This is a genomic window from Arthrobacter sp. Hb9-2, assembly GCF_059091165.1.
In genome coordinates this window covers 211,461-227,298 of the sequence record NZ_JBNHGJ010000003.1, presented here as the reverse complement: position 1 = coordinate 227,298, position 15,838 = coordinate 211,461, and the positions used below count along the sequence as shown (strand labels likewise).

Genomic DNA, 15,838 nt, shown 5'->3' with positions numbered 1-15,838 from the left:
GATTGGCGCCCTTGCCTCCGGGCTGCTCGGAGAGAACCGCGCCGCCGATGGTTTCGCCCGCGGTGGGCAGCCGCGCGGCGGTGGCGATCAGGTCCAGGTTGATGCTGCCGACAACGGTGACGGCAGGAGGTTGAGTGCTCATGGGAAGTCCTAACGGGGGAGGGGCCGGAAGCGGCCGGATTGAGAATTAGTGTAGACCATAGTTGTACTTGTCAGTCATACATGGTTGTATAACAACTCACATCTCAAACGCAGGACCCGCCTGCAGAACAAAGGAGTTTGATGTGAACACCCCAACCCCGGCGGCCGCCGCGCCTCCCGCAGAAGCCGCCTCCGCCGTCGTCCTTCCCGAAGACCAAGCCAAATTCGCCGGCCGCCGGGCCGCCCTGCTGATCTCCACCCTGCTGCTGGGCGTGCTGTCCTTCCAGCTCAACGCCAGCATGGTCACCCCTGCACTGCCGCAGATCGCCGCCGAGTTCGCCCAGGGTGCGGACAGCGCCGCCCCCGTCCAGTCCATGTTCTTCCTCGCCGGCGCCATCGCCGGGCCCGTGATCGGCCGGTGGAGCGACTTCATCGGCCGCCGCGCCGCGCTGCTCCTGGTCCTCGGGATCATGGGCGCCGGCACCATCCTCTGCATCACCGCCCCCACCCTGCCGCTGCTGGTCACCGGCCGCTTCCTGCAGGGCGTCTCCAGCGCCGTCTTCGCTCTCGCCTACATCGTGCTCAGCGAAAACCTGCACGCCAAAGTCTTCGGCACGTCCGTGGGCATCATCGCCGCCATCAACGGGGGAGTGGGCGGCGTGGACGGCTACGTGGGCGGGCTCATGGCCGAGACGCTCGGCTTCCGGTCCATCTTCGTCGTCGTGCTTGTCCTCACCGCCATCGCCGCCGGCTGCATCTTCAAAATCGTCCCGGCCGGACGGCCGCAGGGCGTGCGCGGCGCCATGGACTGGTGGGGCGCCGGGTCCCTCTCGCTGTTCCTGGTGTTCACCACCTACTTTGTCTCCGGCGGCTCGGCCGCTGGCTGGCTTGCACCGAGCACGCTCGCGCTGCTGGCCGGCACCGTCGCGTCCTTCGCCGCCTTCTGGCTGATCGAGAAACGCCGCAGCCACCCGCTGATCGCCGTCCACCACCTGCGCTCCCGCCAGGTGTGGCCGGTCATCGCCACCACCGTCCTCACCCTGGCCGGCATCTTCGCCATCATCAACTTCACCGTTGTGCTGCTCAGCCAGGACCCCGACGGCGGCTTCGGGCTCACCGCCTCCATCTCGGCGCTGCTGTTCCTCACCCCCGCCGCTTTGATCGGCGTGTTTGCCGCGCCTTTAGCGGGATGGCTAGCCGACCGCCGCGGCTGGATCAAGACCCTCCGGTTTGGCACGGGGCTCAGTCTGGCCTGCGCCATCGCCACCGCCACGTTCTCGGACAACCAGGCGGCGGTGCTGATCGCCGTCGCGGCCCTGGGCATCTTCTACAACGGCTTCTTCCTCACCGCCATCAACGGGCTCTCGGTGCTCCTCTCACCCAAGGAAGCCCCGGCCGCCCTGCCCGGCATCAACGGTGCCTCGTTCGGCATCGGGGCGAGCCTCGGCGTCGTCCTCGTGGCGCCGTTCGCCGCCCAGGCCACGTCAGCCGGGTACGCCACCGCCCTCTGGATCTCGGTGGCCATCACCGCCGCCGCGTTCACCGTCAGCCTCTTCGTCGCCGCCCCCAAGGGCGAGACCGTCTAACCCCTTTTACCGTAGGAGAACCACCATGACCACGCCCGCCCCGTTCTACCTGGACTGCGACACCGGCATCGACGACGCCCTCGCTCTGGCCTACCTGCTGGCCGCCCCATCCGCCGACGTGAAGGGCATTGGGACCGTCAGCGGCAACGTCCGTGCCGCCGCCGGCGCCCGAAACACCCTTGACCTGCTGGCGCTTGCCGGATTCGAAGATGTGCCGGTGGCCCTTGGTGCGCACGACCCTATTGCCGGTTCCTTCGGCGGCGGGGCGCCGTGGGTGCACGGGGAGAACGGGATCGGGGAGGTAACGCTGACGACGGCGGCTGCTTCCGTTGCTGAGGAGTCCGCGGCTGAGATGCTGGTCCGGTTGGCGCGTATGTACCCGGGTTCGTTGCGCGTGCTGGCGATCGGGCCGCTGACCAACATCGCCGAGGCGCTCCGGCTGGAGCCTTCCCTGCCATCTTTGGTGGAGTCGGTGACGGTGATGGGCGGGGCGGCGCTGGCTCCCGGGAACATCACCCCGGTGGCCGAGGCCAACATCTTCAACGACCCCGAGGCCGCCGCCTTGGTGCTGGCCGCCGACTGGGACGTGACCCTGGTGCCGCTGGACGTGACCATGACGTCCGTTTTGGAGGAGCCGCACCGGCAGTCGCTGCTGGCGTCCTCGTCGCCGGTGGCGCAGGTGCTGGGGGAGATGCTCGGCTACTACTTCCGGTTCTACGAGGACATCTACGGCCGGCCGTGCTCCGCCATGCACGATCCCTTGGCGGCGGCGCTCGCTGTCGGCGCTGTGAAGGCCGCTGTTGCGCCCGTGGTGCGCGCCGCCGTCGACACCTCTGACGGGCCGGGCCGCGGGCAGACCATCTGCGACCTCCGGGGGCTGTACGCGGGCTACCCTCCGGTGGCGGGGGCGCGGTGCCGTGTGGTGCTCTCGCTCGAGGAGGACTTCGTGCCGCACCTGGTGGAGACGCTGCTTGGCTTCGAGCAGCGTACGACGGCGGCGCTCGCCTCAGCCGGGTCGGCCGCCTAACGCCCGGCCCACCCACTAAGAGTTTTTGTCCAGCTATGCAGGGTTCCGGACGGTTCAAGTCGGCATAGCTGGACAAAAACTCCGGGGACGGTCTGTGCCAGAAGGCGTACGAAAGGCCGTTGCATGGCTGCTGGGGGAGCATGGCTTCACGTTGGCGGGTCTTGTCCCACGAGGCCGTCTACCGACTCCCGGAGGAGGTCGGCATGGCCGTTGTGCCGTGCGTATTCCTCAATCATGTTGAGCAGGATGTAGCGCAGACTCGGAAGCTCGACGTCGGGGTTGGAAGCAACTGTGCCCTGACGGCCCGGACCACCGTCTGCAAGCGCCTCCGCGAATAGGGCACGGGAGCGGACCACTGCGTCGCGCCACCTTGCATAAAGCTCTTCGGGAGAATCCTCGCCGGCCGAGTTCCAATCCCAGTCAGGATCGGCATCCCAGTCCACGGCGTTCCACGGCGGCAGTTGCCTCCGGCCATGCAACCATTCCGTAGACATGTCGTCCTCGAAACGGGCCAAGTGCTTAAGCAGGCCGCCCAGAGTCATCAACGAGGGGGCCAGGGTCGCCCGCAAACCGACCTGATCAAGCCCACCGGTTTTCCACGCAAAGGTGGACCTCTGTCGCTCCAAAAACCCCAGTAGCGTAGCCGTTTCGTCACCAGCCGCAGGCGGCTCAGGGTTGATCTGGTCGCTTTGGCCCGTTTCGTCGTTCAACGGTGCCTCCTCTGGATTTAGGAGTATTCACAAAGATGACAGTGCTGCCCGCAGCTGCCAGGAGCAGTCTTGCACGCTCGCCGAGGGCAGAGTCAATGCAGCCGCCGATCCAGCCTCTGCTCCATGCGGCGCAGTGCAGCTTCCGCAACAGCCGCTTCGCGGTGATGCGGAAATTGCTTGGCTAGCAGGGGGCCCGCCGAATCCGCCTCACAAATGTCGCCGATAGCCCGCAGCGCTGACAATCGCACGCGCTCGTTCTCATCTGTGGCCAGTTCGACCAGTGCGGCCGATCCCTGTGTCAGCTCCCGGTGGCGGCAGACTTTGGCGCACATCTCCCGGACTCGCCAGTGCTCATCACTGAGACCGCCAATGACAGATGGGGCTGCTGATTCGTTCCACACATAAAGGAAGGCTCTCGCACCCCACACCCTGCTCCAGTACGGCGCCCAACCCGTCGATCCGCCAAGCAGGCCGATATCAAGGTGCTCCTGAACGACCTGTCCGGAAAGCAGCGACGCCGCCCAGTCAATGACTTCGGCCTCCCCGTACTCTTGCACCGCGCGCTCAATCAATACCTGCGGATGAGGCCTCATTCCCTGATTATAGGAATGCCGCGGAGCTGACCTATACGGGCGCCACTGAGGTCAGCCGGAGAAACACCACAGCAGGGACCAAGCCGAACACGCCCTAAGACTGCAACGACTGCATCACGGAGAGGTGCCCGGCCCTGGCGGCGATCAGGCACTTGGCCAGGTAGAAGGGCTGGTTGCCGTATCGAACGTACTGGGTGAGGACCAGGACGGGATCGGACGGGCGCAGGTCCAGCAGTTTCGCGCGGCTGGGGCCCACCTGGCTGAGGCTGATCTGGCACTCGCCCGGCCCGGGCAGCCGGCCCACCTGGTTGTTGAGCGCGGCAAGCAAGGTGGCGCCGCCGTCGTCCTTTACGTCAAGGGGCGCGGCCGCGCTTTTGCCGAGGCTGACGGGCTGGGCGGAGATGTTTTCCTGCAGGTGGGCGATTGCCTCGCCGTCGCGGATCAGCACGGATTCCCAGAGCCAGCAGTCGGTGCCCGGTTCGACGCCGACGCCGGGGGCGGCGAACTCGGACGCGGGCTGGCGCACCACCTGGATGCGCTTGACCTCGAGCTGCTGCCCGGGGCTGCCGAGGACTTCCTCGAAGGGGCGGATGCGTTCGATGCCGATGCGGGGGAGCGTGTCCGAGACGAAGCGCCCGACGCCGCGCCGCGCCCTGATGAGCCCGTCCTCCTCGAGCAGCATGAGGGCTTCCCGGACCACGGTGCGGCTGACTTTCATGTCGGCGCCGAGTTCGGTTTCGGTGGGGATCATGGAGCCGGGCGTGAGGAGGCCGTTGCGGATGGCTTCGGCGATCCTTGAGTACACCGCGACGCGGAGGGGCGAGCCGGGCTGGGCGGCCACCGGCTGGGACAGGAACCGGGCGGCGTCCTGGTGCACGTTATGCCTCCCTTTGTGGGTCTTGGGAGTTCCAGCCTACCGGTGTGACGGGTTTGTTAGACAAGCCTGCGTTTGCTGACTGTTCGGGCAAGGCCTCCGTACACTGGGGTCCATGGTCTCCCGTATCAGCGAACTGGTTCTCAACTGTGCCGATCCGGAACTCCTGGCAGGGTTCTGGAGCGAGGTCCTCGGATATGTCGAGCTGGACAGGGAGGACGGAGCCATCGAGATCGGCCCGCCGAACGCCGGGTTCGGCGGCCTGCAGCCAACCATCATTCTGAGCCCGAGCAGCAACCCGCGGCCGGGGCGCCTCCCGCTGCACATCGACGTCAACCCTGTGGACCGGGACCAGGACGCCGAGCTGGAACGCCTGCTTGCCCTGGGGGCCCGCCCGGCCGACGTCGGGCAGACGGGCGACGAGCAATGGCACGTCCTCGCCGACCCAGAGGGCAACGAGTTCTGCCTCCTGCGCAGGCGGCTTGATTCCTGACCGGGCGCCGCCAACCGGACGCACCCCGCCAAGTTCCCGAGCCAGACTGAAGTCAGGGGAGGGGCTGCCGTTCACCGACGCTGACGGAAGACATTGGCGGCAGGTAGTCCCGCCGTCGTCGTGCGAGCCTCTCCTGCTGGCCTGGTGTGGGGATCCGGGCGCCCTTGGCGCGGTTGCACCTGGCGCAGGCGGCCACAAAGTTCTGCAGGCTGGTGGACCCGCCCTTGGACCAGGGATAGAAGTGGTCGCCGTGCTCAGCGGGGCGGGAACAACGCCGCCGGAAACCTGCCTCCATCTCACACTGTCCGCCGGCCCGGGCCATACCCTCGCGACGCTGCTGGCGGGTGAAGCGGCGGACCGGATCCCGGCGGCGAACATCCCGGCCAACAATAATTGCGGCAATGATGACGACGAGTACTGTGAAAACAGCCGGCAGGGTAGCTGCAGCGACGACACTATCGACGAGCCCGCGCAGGACTTCTGCCGCAGATGATGGCCGCGCACCGGTGCTCACGTTCGGTTTGGGAATGAGGGCGAGGATGGCTGAGGCGAACAGCCACGCCACCATGGCAGCGAAAGTAAGGCGAAGGCCCAGGCGTGTCCAGTAGATGCGCTTCAGTTCCTGCATTGTTTGTCCCCCAACTCGTCCTCACTTGTGAAGCTGCCGCTTCGTCAGAAGCTAGGGAGATCGTACTATCAGGACCTACTGGGCATGGCACAGGCTCAGCCGCTTACGGACGCCACCTCAACCTCAACCCCCGTGTCCCGGAACTTGTGCACCTGCCCGGGGTCGGCGCCGTCGTCCGTTACCAACGTCCAGGGCAGCGCCAGCCGTGCCCATGCGTGGAACGGCCGCTGGCCGAGCTTGGACGAGTCCGCCAGGACGTAGACGTCCTGGCCCCGCCGGGCCATGAGCTCCTTGAGGCGGGTCTGGGCGTGGTCCGCCTCGCAGATGCCGTCTTCGGCGGTGACGGCGTCGGCGCCGAGGAACACCCGGTCGAAGCTCATCCGTTCCAGCGCCGCCTCGGCCAGCGGTCCCACAAAACTCTGCGAAAGGCTGCGCAGCCGGCCGCCGAGGCAGTCCACCTCGATGCCCTCGGACTCGGCCAGTTCCTGCATGGTGTTGATGCCCGGGGTGGTCACGGACAGCTTTTCAAACCCGCGCAGTTCGTGGGCCAGGGCACCCACGGTGGAGCCGGCGTCGAGCAGGACGTTTTCCCCGGGCCGGATCACGGAAGCTGCCCAGCGGGCGATGGCGTGCTTCTGCTCGAACGCCTCGCCGGTGCGTTGCCGCAGGGACGCTTCCGGGTGCGCGCCCAGCGCCATGGCGCCGCCGTAGGTGCGGGCCAGCCGGCCCTGCCCGTTCAGCAAAGCCAGGTCGCGCCGGATGGTTGACGCGGTCACCTCGAACCGGGCGGACAGTTCCTCCACGGAGGCCAGACCGGTGGTCACGGCGAGGTGGTAGATCTCCTCGCGCCGCGCGTTTGCGCTCAGCATTCCTGGTCTCCTTCCCGTGGCAGTGGTAACCATGCTAGTTCCGGCCCCCGCCCAGTCCCCGCAGCAACGCCTACGCGGCGACGGCAGGCCGGGTGGCCATCTCCGCGGCCTGGTGCAGCGCCTCCACCATGGAGCGGGAATCGGCGATGGCTTTGCCGGCGATGTCGAAGGCGGTGCCGTGGTCCACGGAGGTGCGGATCACCGGCAGGCCCACCGTGATGTTCACGCCGGCCTCGATGCCCAGCACCTTCACCGGGCCGTGCCCCTGGTCGTGGTACATGGCCACCACAAGGTCGTAATCGCCCCGGCCGGCCAGGAAGAACAGCGTGTCCGCGGGCAGCGGGCCAACCGCGTTGATCCCGGCAGCCTGCGCAGCTTTCACGCCCGGTTCGATCTTCTCCGCTTCCTCGCCCTGGCCGAACAGGCCGTTCTCGCCGGCGTGGGGGTTGATGGCGCAGACGCCGATCTTCGGGTTCGGGATGCCCGCCCGGACCAGGGCCTCGTGGCCGCGGCGGATGGTGCGCTCCACCAGGTCCGGATTGATCTTGCGGATGGCATCCATCAGTCCGATGTGCGTGGTCACGTGGATCACCCGGATCTTGGGGGTGGAGAGCATCATGGACACTTCCTCCGTGCCCGTCAGGTGCGCCAGCAGCTCGGTGTGTCCGGGGAAGATGTGCCCGGCCGAGTGCAGCGCCTCCTTGTTCAGCGGCGCGGTGCAGATGGCCTGCACTTTTCCGGCCATCGCCAGCTCGCTGGCTACCCGGATGTATTCGTACGCGGCGTGCCCGGCCACGGGGGAGAGCTGGCCCCACGGCAGGTCCTCCGGCAGCAGCGCCAGGTCGATCACGTTCACCCGGCCCGGCGTGAACACCGCGTCCTCAACGTTTTCAATGCTCTGGATGTCCGCCTCGATACCCAGGACGTCCGCGGCCTGGCGCAGGCGCAGCGCGTCGCCGATCACCACGGGCCGGCACTCGGCGTTGCTTTGCGGATCCAACACGGCGGCCACCACCACCTCCGGCCCCACCCCGGCGCCGTCGCCCATGGTCACTGCCACGTAGGGGAGTTCGTTCTGCTCGGTCTTGCTTGCTTCGGTTGTCATGTCTGCTCCAGATCGTTCGGAAGTCTTGCTGGGAAGGGTGCTGGCGGGAGCCTGCGCGGACCGGCCGCGGCGCTCCCGGATTTCGTCGTAAAGCTGTAGGAGGGCGAGGTCATCACCGAAGCTGCCGGGCTTGGTGCCCACCAGCGTTCCGTCATCGGCACGGCTCAGCACCGCGCCGTGCTGCACCGCTGCAAGCGGCACCAGGCTTTGGTGGCCGACGGCGTCCAGGACTTCCCGGGCCGTCTCGCCTCCAGTGAGGATCAGGTCTGCCTCCAGTCCATCTGCTGCCTTGGCGGCGAAGGAGGAGAGGGCCTGCACGATGCTGGCGGCGCGTGCCGGGTCCACTTTTCCTGCCGCCAGGGTGACGGCCACGTCGGTGCCCGCGGCCAGAGCCACCCTTGCTTCCTGCAGCTGGGGTCCGTAGGCACCAGTGGCGCCGGCGTACTGCGGGTGCAGCCTGATGACTTCGAAGCCACGGGCCTCCAGCTCGGCCAGCTGCGCCTGGGCAGTTCCAGACGCGGAGCCGACGACGGCGAGCACCGGCCTTGTGGTTTCTTGCGGTTTCGCGGTGCCTGCTTCAGCTTTATCCGCAATGTGCGCGTTTCGCGCAACTTGTGCAGCCCAGTGCTGCGCGAGGACGTCCGCTGTTCCCCCGGTACCCACGAGAGCGATGCGGCGGTTGCCGGCCGTAAAGTCGAGTTCCAGCAGGGCGTCCACCAGTGACTCCAGGTCCTCGGCTGTTTCACCGTCAGCCACTACCAAGGCGGGCTGCTCGGAGTCTAGTAGCGCTGACAGTGTGGCGGTCAGCGAGCCCGACCGGACCTGGGTCAGGTCAAGGGTATGGACCGAGGCCGGATCCTCCGGGCGGAGGAGGGACGGAATGTCCGCTGGCGGGGCCGAAAGCTCGGCCTGCCAAAGGTCCGTCTCCATGAGGGGAGTACCGGCAACAAGGGGCCGGCCGTCAACTACGGACCGCTGCAGCTGGGGGAGTGCCCCGGCAACAACGGCATGGAAACCAAGTCCTGTCAGTGCGGAAACTTCCGCGCGCACATTGCCGCGCCATAAGGAGTCCATCTTCTTGAACAGCACCCGCGCACTGGCGGCGTCGGGGGCGGCAAACGTTTCCTTGACCAGAGCCTCGGCAGCAGATTCGGCAAGCCCACGGGAGTGCGTATCGGTGACCACAACGTCGGCGACAGGCTCCGGGAAGGAGGCGTCGCCGTCGTGCGTTTCCGGAACACTGTGGGTGCCCAGCAGGACCTGCGCACTCAGTCCGTGCTGGACAAAGCAGGAGCCAACCTCGGCGGCGCCGGAGAAATCGTCGGCCTGCACAAATACGGAAGCCACGTTGCTCCTCTCGTCGTCGGCTGGGGCCCGCGCTGTGGCGGGATGCATTCATCATGACATGGTTGCGCGAATCACGCTAGAGGGGTTGCGCAATTTGCGCAGGAGTGGCAAAGTGATGGACACAACATTCGGCGCAGCCATCCGGCCGGCAGCCGTCCCCGATCTACCGAGAGGTCAACGATGACCGTTCTTCCTCAAGGAAGTGAGATTTCCCGCCGCCGCCTGCTGCAGTTCGGCGCCGCGGCCGGTTTTCTGCTGGGCACCGGCGGCCTTGCCGGCTGTGCTGGCCCCACCGGCCTGCCGGGTCCCAGCACCCTGACCCTGGCCCTCAACCGCTCCCTGGTCAGCCTGGACAACAAGCTCAACCAGTTCGACGCCGCCGTCACCGTCCAGCGCGCAGTCCGCCAGGGCCTCACCGCCATCGGCCCCGAAACCAAGCCCATCCTGGTCCTGGCCGAACGCTTCGAGATGACCGGGCCCACCGAATGGACAGTCACCCTCCGCGAAGGCATCCGCTACTCGGACAACAGCCCCGTGCAGGTGGAGGACGTTTCCACCGCCCTGACGATGTACCAGCAGGTGCAGGGCTCCTTTGTGGCCGGCTTCTTCCCGGAATTCCCCGAGGTGGTGCCGGTGGATGACCGCACCTTCAAGATGGTCTCCAAGAAGCCCGTCCCCATCCTGGACTCGCTCATGAGCATGATCCTGATAACCCCGGCCGCGCAGAACAAGCCGGAGGAACTGCAGGAAGGCCTGGGCACCGGCCCGTACGTGGTCACTAAGTTCAACCGCGGTGCCGGCACCTACAGCTTGGAACGCAACAAGAACTACTGGGGCCCGGCGCCGCAGGTGGACAACGTGGAAGTCCGGTTCCTCCCCGAGGAATCCAGCCGCGTCATCGCCCTGCGCAGCGGCGAGGTGGATGTCATCGACTCCATCACGCCCGACTCCCGGGAACAGCTCGCCGGACTTCCCGGCGTCGAACTCCAGGAAGCGTCCAGCCTCCGCCTGAACCAGATCTTCTTCAACTTCCGCAAGCCCGCCGGTCATCCTCTGGCCGATCCCCGCGTCCGCCAGGCATTGAGCATGGCGATCGACGGCGAGGCGCTGGTGCGGGACGTGCTGGTGGACTCCGTCACCCAGGCCGAGGGCGTCACACCCTCCAGCCTGACCGGCTACTACAAGACCGGCGAGTACGTTTACGATCCCGAGAAGGCCAAGGCCACCCTCGCCGAGCTCGGCGTCAAGGACCTCACCCTGAAGATCATCTGGGAAACCGGCGAGTTCGCCTCCGACACCTCCGTGATGGAGGCCCTGGTGGAGATGTTCGGCAAGATCGGCGTCAAGGCCGAGCTGCAGCAGTTCGAACCCGGCGGCAACATCCTGGCCTGGCGCCAGGGCAAGCAGGGCGACTGGGACCTCCTGGGCAACGGCTACCCCAGCCCCACCGGCCTGGCCATCACCATGCTGCAGGGCATGTACTCCGGCACCCCGGAAAAGGAAGCCACCCGCGATACCTACCAGGGCTACGTGATCCCCGAGGTCACCGCCAAGATTCAGGCCGCCTCCGCCGAAGCGGACCCGGCCCGCAGGACAGAACTGCTGAACGACGCGCAGCAGGCCGTGTGGGACACCTGGCCTTGCGCCTGGGCGTTCGTCCCCAAGTCCGTCCTCGCCCACCGGGAGCGGGTGTCCGGGATCAGCCTGGCACCCACCAACTCCTATCCCCTCGTTGATGTCCGGCTGGAGGCCTAAGCCATGACGAACTACATCCTGAAGCGCCTGGGACAGGGCCTGCTGACCGTGTTCCTCACTGTGTCCACCGTCTTCATCCTCATCCGCATGGCCCCGGGTGATCCCGCCGTTTCCTACGCCGGCCCGCTGGCCAGCAACGAACAGCTCGCCGCGGTGCGGGAGCAGTTCGGCCTGGACCGGCCGGTGCTGGAGCAGTACTGGATCTTCCTGCAGCAGCTGTTCACCGGCAACCTGGGCCAGTCCTACTCCTTCCAGGCCCCGGCCATGCAGGTGGTGGCCGAGCGGATGCCCTACACGCTGACCCTCGCCACCGCCGCGATCCTGTTGACCGCCGTCGTCGCCATCCCGCTGGGTGTGTGGATGTCCCGCCGCCCGGACACCGGCAAGGAACTCGGCGTGAACGTGCTGACCATCGCCGGGCAGTCCATGCCCGACTTCTGGACCGGCATCATGCTCCTCACCGGCTTCGCCGTGCTGATCCCCATTTTCCCGGCCTCCGGCTTCGCCACCTGGGGCGGACTGGTCCTTCCCACCATCACCATCGCCATCCTGCAGATCGCCCTGATCTCCCGCATGGTCCGGCGGGAAATGACGGCCAACTTCGCCGCTCCGTTCCTCACGGTGGCACGCTCCCGCGGCGTTAAGAACTCCGTGCTCACCTGGCGCTACGCCATGGGCAACTCCGCCATCCCCGTCTTCACCGCCCTCGGCACCCGGTTCGCCGCGATGCTCAACGGTGTGGTCGTCGTCGAGGTGGTGTTCGCCTGGCCCGGCGTCGGCTCCCTGATTGTCCGGGCGCTCGAGACCCGCGACTACCCCCTCATCCAGGCCACGGTCCTCCTCACCGCGCTGCTCGCGGTAGGCGTCCAGCTGCTCATCGACCTCGCCTACCCGCTTCTTGATCCCCGCGTTCGTCTTGGAAAGGCGGCCACAGCATGAGCCTCGACACGGCAACACCTACCGCAGCGCAACCGGCCCGGCAACCCAGCCCCAGCGCCGTCACCAAGGCGGACATCGCCAGGGCAGGCGCCACCCGCCGTCGTAATGCCGCCAAGTGGAAGCTCATCGTGGGCACCATCTGCACCCTGCTGGTGATCATCCCGATCATCCTGGCCCAGGTGCTTCCGCTGCCGGACGCCAACTTCCAGGACCTCGGCGCCCGGCGCCTGCCGCCGCTCACTGACGGGCACCTGTTCGGCACCGACCAACTGGGCCGCGACCTCCTCTCCCGCGTACTGCACGGCGGCCAGGTGTCACTGACCATCGGCCTGCTGGCCGTGCTGGTCTCCGGCGCCATCGGCATCATCCTCGGCGCGGCCGCCGGCTACTTTGGCGGCTGGGTGGACACCATCGTCTCCCGTGTCCTCGAAGCGCAGATGTCCCTGCCGCTGCTGATGATGCTGCTGCTGGTGGTGGCCCTGTTCGGCCCCTCCATCCCGGTGATCACCTTCGTGATCGCCATCGCCCAATGGCCCGAAGTTGCCCGCCTCACCCGCTCCATGGTGCTGGTGGAACGCGAAAAGCCGTACGTCTCCGCCGCCCGGATCCTGGGCCTGCACCGGATCCAGATCCTGATCCAGCACATCATCCCCAACGTGATCAAGCAGGCAACCCTGGTGGTCCTGCTGCTGCTGGCCCAGGCCGTGCTGCTCGAGTCCGCTTTGTCCTTCCTGGGTGCCGGCCCGCAGCGCCCCTTCGCCACCTGGGGCCGCATCATCTCAGACGGCCAGGACTACATCACCACCTCCTGGTGGATGGTCACCCTGCCCGGCCTGGTGATCGTGCTCATGGTGGTGGGCGTCAACCTGCTGGGCGACGGCCTCCGCGACCGTCCCCGCCGCAAGAAGAAGGGTGCCTGACATGACTACTGCTACCTCTTTCACGGAGCAGCCGCTCCTCGAGGTCCGCGACTTCCAGGTGGAACTGATCACCGACGCCGGCATCATCCGCGCCGTGGATTCCGTCAGCTTCAGCATCCACCGGGGCGAGACGGTCACCATCATCGGTGAGTCCGGCTCCGGCAAGTCCACGACGGCGATGGGCATCCTCCGCCTGCTGCCCGAGGACCTGGCGGTACTGTCCGGCACCGTGAAGATTGACGGCGTCGACATCAGCGCTGATCCCAAGGCCATCAACAAGGTGCGCGGCAAGACCCTCGCCCTGATCCCGCAGGACCCCATGACGGCGCTGAGCCCGGTCCACTCGATCGGAAACCAGCTCTTCGAGGCCATCCGGATTGCCGGCGCCGCCTCCGCCAAGGACAAGGGCGCCCTGCAGGCCCGTGCCATCCGGCTCCTGGAGCAGGTGCACATCCCCACCCCGGAGAAGCAGCTGAAGAAGTACCCGCACCAGCTCTCCGGCGGCATGCTGCAGCGTGTGCTCATCGCCATCGCGCTGGCTTCCGAACCGCAGCTGCTGGTGGCGGATGAGCCGACGTCGGCCCTGGACGTCACCGTGCAGGGCGGCATCCTGGACCTGCTGCTGGAACTCCAGGAACAGCGCGGCATCGGCATCCTGATGATCACGCACGATCTCGGCGTGGCGCGGCTGATCTCGGACCGCATCCACGTGATGAAGGACGGCTCGTTTGTGGAGTCCGGCGAGGTCCAGCAGATCGTGGACCACCCCGCCACCCAGTACACGCGGGACCTGCTGGCCGCCGTGCCGGTGCTGGGGCCGTGGGACGAAACGCCCGCCCCTGCTTCCGGCCGCCACGCTGCGCACGCCGCCGGATCCTCCGCCACGGGCGGCTCCTCCACCACCACTGACCCAGCCCTGACCCAGACCGGAGCAACCCATGAGTAAGCCGTTCCTCGCCGTCGAAAACCTGGTGGTGGATTACCACGTGACGGGCGGGACCTTCCGGGCCGTTGAGGACGTGTCCTTCTCCGTGGACAAAGGCAAGACGATCGCCGTCGTGGGTGAATCCGGCTGTGGCAAGTCCACAATTGCCAAGGCACTCATGCGGCTGGTGACCCCCACCAGCGGGCGGATTGACCTGGACGGCACGGACATCGCGTCCATGAGCGAGGCCAAGTTGCGGCCGATGCGCTCCAAGTTCCAGATGGTGTTCCAGGACCCGTACGGCTCGCTGGACCCGCACATGACCGCGCAGGAGATCGTGGCCGAGCCGCTGAAGCTGCAGGGCGTCCGGTCCAAGGCCGAACGCCACAAGGCCGCCGCCAAGCTGATTGACCAGGTGGGCCTGCCCGTCCGGTCCCTGGAGAAGCACCCGGGGGAGTTCTCCGGCGGGCAGCGCCAGCGCATCGGGATCGCCCGGGCGCTCGCCTCCAAGCCCGAACTGCTGGTCTGCGATGAGGCCACCAGCGCGTTGGACGTATCCGTGCAGGCACAGGTGCTGCGACTGCTGAAGTCCATCCAGGACGAAACCGGCATCACCTACGTGTTCATCTCGCACAACCTCGGCGTGGTGCAGGAGATCAGCGATAGCGTCATGGTGATGCAGAAAGGCAAGCTGGTGGAACACGGCACCACCGCGTCCGTCCTGACCGCCCCCAAGGAGGACTACACCCGCAAACTCCGTCGCGCGGCACTGGACCCCTCCACCATGACGGGCCTGAAGCCGCGCCATCTGGTCCGGTCCCTGGCGCTCGCCAACCAGGCTTAGTCCGTATTGAATTACGCAACCACGAGGAATCAACGCATGAGCACGCAGCCCGAAGGCGCCCAGGTGGACGGCCTGAAACTTCCCATCTCCCGGCTGGTCCTGGGAACCATGACGTTCGGCGACACCGTCGACGAGGCCACCGCCGGCCGGATGCTGGAGGAAGCGCTCGACGCCGGCATCACCACCATCGACACCGCCAACGCCTACGTGGGAGGTGTGACCGAGGAGATGCTTGCGCGGCTTTTGAAGGGAAAGCGCGACGGCGTCATCCTGGCTTCCAAGGCCGGCATGCCGCACGCGGACCACGGCTCCAATACGCCGCTCTCGCCGTCCGGGCTGCGCGCCAGCGTGGAGGGGAGTCTTCGCAGGCTGGGAACGGACAGCATCGACCTGTTCTACCTGCACCAGCCGGACCGTTCCACGCCGCTTTCTGACACCCTGTCCACGGTTCGTGACCTGGTTGCCGAGGGGAAGATCGGCGCGCTGGGCGTGTCCAACTTCGCCGCTTGGCAGATCGCCGACGTCATCCACACGGCGCGCGAAGTGGGGGCGCCGCGGCCCGTCGTCGCACAGCAGCTGTACAACCTGGTGGCCCGCCGGCTGGAGGAGGAGTACCTGGAGTTCGCTTCCACCCACAACGTGCACACCATGGTCTACAACCCGCTGGGCGGCGGGCTGCTCACCGGCAAGCACAGTTTCGACGCCAAGCCCACCGAGGGCCGCTACGGTGACTCAAAGCTCGCCGCCATGTACACGCAGCGCTACTGGGACAAGCAGCTGTTCGACGCGATCGGGGAGCTGTCCCGCCTCGCCGACGGCGCCGGGGTTTCGCTGGCCGAGCTGTCCCTCCGCTGGCTGGCCTACCGCGAGGGCGTGGGCTCCCTGCTGCTGGGCGGGTCCAAGGTGGAACAGCTCCGCGCCAACATCGCCGCCGTGGCCAACGGGCCGCTGCCGGCCGACGTCGTGGAAGCCTGCGACGCCGTGGGCACCTCACTGCGCGGACCGATGCCCGCCTACAACCGCTGACACTCTCCTGACCGACTGAACCGACTTCTTTCCTGACCGACACTGACTGAAGGACT

General features: G+C 67.1%; 15 protein-coding genes and 1 pseudogene. 9 read left to right on the top strand and 7 right to left on the bottom strand.

Annotated features, from left to right (window positions below):
* A pseudogene (locus AC5RV1_RS03925) lies at positions 1-142 on the bottom strand (ribokinase); the annotation flags it as partial.
* A gap of 142 nt (positions 143-284) precedes the next feature.
* On the opposite strand from AC5RV1_RS03925, the gene AC5RV1_RS03920 reads away from it, so the two are divergent.
* Positions 285-1,727 (top strand): MFS transporter, encoded by a 1,443-nt coding sequence (locus AC5RV1_RS03920; protein WP_493993610.1) that lies wholly within the window; start codon positions 285-287, stop codon positions 1,725-1,727.
* A gap of 25 nt (positions 1,728-1,752) precedes the next feature.
* The gene (locus AC5RV1_RS03915; protein ID WP_493993609.1) at positions 1,753-2,754 is read left to right on the top strand and encodes a nucleoside hydrolase; all 1,002 of its coding nucleotides are present in this window, start codon (positions 1,753-1,755) and stop codon (positions 2,752-2,754) included.
* 146 nt (positions 2,755-2,900) lie between these two features.
* Here the strand turns inward: AC5RV1_RS03915 and AC5RV1_RS03910 are convergent, their stop codons facing one another.
* The 3 genes from AC5RV1_RS03910 to AC5RV1_RS03900 form a co-directional block, all read right to left on the bottom strand.
* Positions 2,901-3,464, bottom strand: a complete 564-nt coding sequence (locus AC5RV1_RS03910; protein ID WP_493993608.1) for a mycothiol transferase — start codon at positions 3,462-3,464, stop codon at positions 2,901-2,903.
* A 92-nt stretch (positions 3,465-3,556) separates the two neighbouring features.
* Positions 3,557-4,057, bottom strand: a complete 501-nt coding sequence (locus AC5RV1_RS03905) for a HEAT repeat domain-containing protein (RefSeq protein WP_493993607.1) — start codon at positions 4,055-4,057, stop codon at positions 3,557-3,559.
* A gap of 94 nt (positions 4,058-4,151) precedes the next feature.
* The gene (locus AC5RV1_RS03900) at positions 4,152-4,934 is read right to left on the bottom strand and encodes a GntR family transcriptional regulator (protein WP_493993606.1); all 783 of its coding nucleotides are present in this window, start codon (positions 4,932-4,934) and stop codon (positions 4,152-4,154) included.
* A 112-nt stretch (positions 4,935-5,046) separates the two neighbouring features.
* On the opposite strand from AC5RV1_RS03900, the gene AC5RV1_RS03895 reads away from it, so the two are divergent.
* The gene (locus tag AC5RV1_RS03895) at positions 5,047-5,424 is read left to right on the top strand and encodes a VOC family protein (protein WP_493993605.1); all 378 of its coding nucleotides are present in this window, start codon (positions 5,047-5,049) and stop codon (positions 5,422-5,424) included.
* Positions 5,425-5,476: 52 nt separating this feature from the next.
* Here AC5RV1_RS03895 and AC5RV1_RS03890 read toward each other — a convergent pair whose 3' ends face one another.
* The 3 genes from AC5RV1_RS03890 to pdxA form a co-directional block, all read right to left on the bottom strand.
* Positions 5,477-6,052 carry an HNH endonuclease gene (locus tag AC5RV1_RS03890; protein ID WP_493993604.1) on the bottom strand — a complete coding sequence of 192 codons (576 nt, stop codon included), beginning with the start codon at positions 6,050-6,052 and terminating at the stop codon, positions 5,477-5,479.
* Positions 6,053-6,147: 95 nt separating this feature from the next.
* A complete protein-coding gene (locus AC5RV1_RS03885) occupies positions 6,148-6,921 on the bottom strand; it encodes a DeoR/GlpR family DNA-binding transcription regulator (RefSeq protein ID WP_493993603.1) in 774 nt (257 codons plus the stop codon).
* 70 nt (positions 6,922-6,991) lie between these two features.
* Complete coding sequence (gene pdxA, locus AC5RV1_RS03880; protein ID WP_493993602.1) at positions 6,992-9,373, bottom strand: 4-hydroxythreonine-4-phosphate dehydrogenase PdxA; 2,382 nt, start codon at positions 9,371-9,373, stop codon at positions 6,992-6,994.
* Between the two features lie 180 nt (positions 9,374-9,553).
* On the opposite strand from pdxA, the gene AC5RV1_RS03875 reads away from it, so the two are divergent.
* The 6 genes from AC5RV1_RS03875 to AC5RV1_RS03850 are packed head-to-tail and all read left to right on the top strand — an operon-like array spanning position 9,554 to position 15,782.
* On the top strand, positions 9,554-11,128 hold the full coding sequence (locus AC5RV1_RS03875) for an ABC transporter substrate-binding protein (protein ID WP_493993601.1): 1,575 nt from the start codon (positions 9,554-9,556) through the stop codon (positions 11,126-11,128).
* Positions 11,129-11,131: 3 nt separating this feature from the next.
* The gene (locus AC5RV1_RS03870; RefSeq protein ID WP_493993600.1) at positions 11,132-12,067 is read left to right on the top strand and encodes an ABC transporter permease; all 936 of its coding nucleotides are present in this window, start codon (positions 11,132-11,134) and stop codon (positions 12,065-12,067) included.
* Positions 12,064-12,987: an ABC transporter permease gene (locus tag AC5RV1_RS03865; protein ID WP_493993599.1), complete on the top strand. Its 924-nt coding sequence runs from the start codon at positions 12,064-12,066 to the stop codon at positions 12,985-12,987. Before AC5RV1_RS03870 ends, AC5RV1_RS03865 begins: the two co-directional genes overlap by 4 nt.
* A 1-nt stretch (position 12,988) precedes the next feature.
* Complete coding sequence (locus tag AC5RV1_RS03860; RefSeq protein WP_493993598.1) at positions 12,989-13,933, top strand: ABC transporter ATP-binding protein; 945 nt, start codon at positions 12,989-12,991, stop codon at positions 13,931-13,933.
* Positions 13,926-14,756 carry an ATP-binding cassette domain-containing protein gene (locus tag AC5RV1_RS03855; RefSeq protein WP_493993597.1) on the top strand — a complete coding sequence of 277 codons (831 nt, stop codon included), beginning with the start codon at positions 13,926-13,928 and terminating at the stop codon, positions 14,754-14,756. Before AC5RV1_RS03860 ends, AC5RV1_RS03855 begins: the two co-directional genes overlap by 8 nt.
* 36 nt (positions 14,757-14,792) lie before the next feature.
* A complete protein-coding gene (locus AC5RV1_RS03850; RefSeq protein ID WP_493993596.1) occupies positions 14,793-15,782 on the top strand; it encodes an aldo/keto reductase in 990 nt (329 codons plus the stop codon).
* The last annotated feature ends 56 nt before the right edge of the window (positions 15,783-15,838 follow it).

What these genes read in the sequence shown, in the direction of transcription:
- AC5RV1_RS03915 (WP_493993609.1), top strand. Translation starts at nt 1,753, where the DNA reads ATGACCACGCCCGCCCCGTTCTACCTGGACTGCGACACCGGCATCGAC.
- AC5RV1_RS03905 (WP_493993607.1), bottom strand. Translation starts at nt 4,057, where the DNA reads ATGAGGCCTCATCCGCAGGTATTGATTGAGCGCGCGGTGCAAGAGTAC.
- AC5RV1_RS03895 (WP_493993605.1), top strand. Translation starts at nt 5,047, where the DNA reads ATGGTCTCCCGTATCAGCGAACTGGTTCTCAACTGTGCCGATCCGGAA.
- AC5RV1_RS03890 (WP_493993604.1), bottom strand. Translation starts at nt 6,052, where the DNA reads ATGCAGGAACTGAAGCGCATCTACTGGACACGCCTGGGCCTTCGCCTT.
- AC5RV1_RS03885 (WP_493993603.1), bottom strand. Translation starts at nt 6,921, where the DNA reads ATGCTGAGCGCAAACGCGCGGCGCGAGGAGATCTACCACCTCGCCGTG.
- AC5RV1_RS03875 (WP_493993601.1), top strand. Translation starts at nt 9,554, where the DNA reads ATGACCGTTCTTCCTCAAGGAAGTGAGATTTCCCGCCGCCGCCTGCTG.
- AC5RV1_RS03870 (WP_493993600.1), top strand. Translation starts at nt 11,132, where the DNA reads ATGACGAACTACATCCTGAAGCGCCTGGGACAGGGCCTGCTGACCGTG.
- AC5RV1_RS03865 (WP_493993599.1), top strand. Translation starts at nt 12,064, where the DNA reads ATGAGCCTCGACACGGCAACACCTACCGCAGCGCAACCGGCCCGGCAA.
- AC5RV1_RS03860 (WP_493993598.1), top strand. Translation starts at nt 12,989, where the DNA reads ATGACTACTGCTACCTCTTTCACGGAGCAGCCGCTCCTCGAGGTCCGC.
- AC5RV1_RS03855 (WP_493993597.1), top strand. Translation starts at nt 13,926, where the DNA reads ATGAGTAAGCCGTTCCTCGCCGTCGAAAACCTGGTGGTGGATTACCAC.
- AC5RV1_RS03850 (WP_493993596.1), top strand. Translation starts at nt 14,793, where the DNA reads ATGAGCACGCAGCCCGAAGGCGCCCAGGTGGACGGCCTGAAACTTCCC.